The following is a 2,797-nucleotide window of genomic DNA, read 5'->3' as shown; positions in this document are numbered from 1 at the left end:
GGGCGTCGTCGACACCAGATCCTCGGCGATCCGCTTGGTCGCGTCGATCCGCCGCGGGTCATAGGTCGCCCCGCCGAGCTGCTGCATCCAGAACTGGTTCCCGGTCGAGGCGCGCATGATGTACTGCCCCATCGGCCGCTTGATCCGCTGCAGCTCGTCATCCGCGATCGGCGTCGAGACCAGCTCGGCGGCGATCTTGCGCGCGGTCTCGAAGAAGAACGCGACCTTTTCCGGCGCGACCTGGCCGATCGCGACGAGGCGACCGCCGCTGTTCATCCCGGTCGGCCACTGGCTCTGAACGTTCGGGCTGTAGCTCGCGCCCGCCGCCTGGCGAAGCCGCTCGAACAGCCGGTCGGCGAACACCTGCGCGAGCACGTCGAGGCGACGGCTCTCGGTGATCGCCTCGATCCCGCCGCCGGTCGGCCAGGCGATGACCGCCGCCGCCTGGTTCTGCGGGCCGGTATGCGTGCGCATCACCGGGGTCGCGACATGCGCGGGGAAGCGCACCAGCGCCGCCACCGCGGTCGACGCGGAGCGCGCGGCGATCGCACCGAAGCTCTTGGCGACCGCGGCGATCGCCTCCTCGCTCTTCACGTCGCCGAACACCGACACCTCGATCGGCCCGGTCTTGAGCAGCGGCTCCCAGAACTTGCGGAAGTCCTTGGCGTTGAGCGCCTCGACCGACTCGCGCGACGGCGTGCCCCAGCGCGGATCGCCCGCGCGCAACAGCTTCTCCAGATCGCGCGACAGCACGCCGTCGGGCGACGATTCATAGCCCGCGAACGCCGCCAGCGCCGCGACCCGCGCGCGCGCGACCGGGGCTGCGTCCCATGCCGGGAAGGCGAGCTTGGCGGCCATCAGCGTCAGCTGGTCGGCATAATCCGCAGGCGAGGTCAGCGCGCCCAGCGTGAACGCATCGTCGTCGATCCCGAAGTCGAGGCCGATGCGACGCCCGGCGGTCAGCTGATCGAGATCGCCCTGGTCGAGCTTGCCGATCCCGCCAGCGACCAGCGCGAGGTCGCCCGCCCAGGCCGGACTCGGCTTGTTCGCCGGGATCGCGCTGTAACCGCGCCCGAACCGGACGCGGACATAGACGCGGCCGGTCTCGCCCGTATTGGGGAACAGCAGCAGGCGGGTGCCATTGGCATAGGTCACCTGCTCCATGTCGAACGCGGCGATCTTTTCGCGCGACGCCACGACGCCGGGCTTGCCGAGCGGCGGCAGCGCCGCGAACGTCACCGCATTCTGCTGGCGACGCAGCCCCGCGAGACCCGAGACATCGGCCTTCAGCGCGGTCTCGAGCTTGGCCGGCGCCGCCGGATCAGGCGTGATCGTGTTGACCAGCACGCGCGTCGCGCTCCCCTCGAAGATCCGCTTCGACGCCGCGAGCAGCGTGGCGGGGGTGAACATGCCCTTCGCCTTGGCGTCCTGCAGGATCTTGTACGATGTCTCGGGCCCCGCGACCGTCTCGCGGATGTCGAGCGCCCCGACCATGTCGTCGGCCTGGCGCGCGCCTGCCTCGACCCGTGCGGTCTCGACCTGGGTGCGCATGATCGTGTCGAAATCGGCATATTCGCGGTCGACCTCGGCCTGGCTTGGCGCGTTGGTCTGCGCGTCGGCGATCACCGCGCGTACGTCCTTCAGCGCCGCTTCCCAGTCGGTCCCGATCGGCACGATGTTGACGCTGGTCAGGTTCGCCGACCGCGACACGTCGTCGATCGACACCCCCGCCTGGAGATAGCTGCCACCGGCGCGCGCGCGCGTCTCGAGCCGCCGGCTGATCAGCCGCGTTGCCAGCACGTCGACCAGCCGCGTCTGGTTCATGATCGCGGTGTCGTCCTTGTACACCCAGGGCCGGACCACGCCGAGCGTGACGACCGCGGGCAGCGACGGCTCGGCGATCGCCTGTGCGGCGGGGGCGGCGGGATCGGGCTTGCCGAAATCGGGCGCCGCGGTGAACGCGCCGACCGGCTTCCAGTCGGCGAAGTTCTTGACGATCAGCCGTCCGAACAGCGCCGGGTCCATGTCGCCCGAAATGATGACGACGGTGTTCTCGGGCCGGTACCAGCGATCGTGGAACGCCTTGATGCTCGCGCCGGTCGCCGCCTCGAGCGTCTTGATGCTGCCGATCGGCGACCGGTCCGCGAGCGGCTGGCCGGCGAAGAAGGTCGATCGGATCGCATCGCCGATCCGCACCTGGGGTCCGGGCTGCTCGCGCTGTTCGGCGAGCACCACCGGGCGCTCAGCGGTGACCGTCGCATCGGTCAGCACCGGCTGCTCCATCATCCCCGACAGGATCTTCAGGCTGTCGTCGAGCCCCGCCTCGCTCGCCGAGGGCAGGTCGAGCTTGTAGGTCGTCGAGACGGGCGTGGTCTGCGCATTGGTGTCCGATCCGAACGTCGCGCCGAACCGCTGCCAGACGCGCTTGGCCTCGCCGTCGGGGACGTATTTCGAGCCGCGGAACGACAGATGCTCGATGAAATGTGCATAGCCGCGCTCGGCATCGCTCTCGTTGAGCGACCCGGCGTCGACGCGGACGCGGACCGACACCTGGCCCGGCGGGACGCCGTTCTTGCGCACGGCAAAGCGCAGCCCGTTGGGCAGCGTGCCGAACTTCCACTCAGGGTCGCGGGTGAGATCGCTGCCCTTGTACAGCCACGCGGTGGTGTCGATTCCGGGCAGCCCCGGCAGCGTCGGCGCCTCGCCGGGCATCGCCACGGTCTGCGGCTGGACGGGTGCCGCAGGTGCCGCCGCGGGCGGCTTGGCGCGGGACGCGGGCCGCGTCCCCGATTGGCCG

General features: G+C 70.5%; 1 protein-coding gene. It reads right to left on the bottom strand.

Features of this window, described 5'->3' with window-relative positions:
- Nucleotides 1–2,797: insulinase family protein (locus sphsw_RS14780; RefSeq protein ID WP_052380962.1), on the bottom strand; the 2,797-nt coding region annotated here is incomplete at both ends.

It is taken from the genome of Sphingomonas sp. FUKUSWIS1 (genome assembly GCF_000733135.1).
Lineage (GTDB): Bacteria > Pseudomonadota > Alphaproteobacteria > Sphingomonadales > Sphingomonadaceae > Sphingomonas > Sphingomonas aerolata.
Note: the sequence above shows the minus strand (reverse complement) of the source record. Positions and strands in the feature narration are given on the sequence as shown.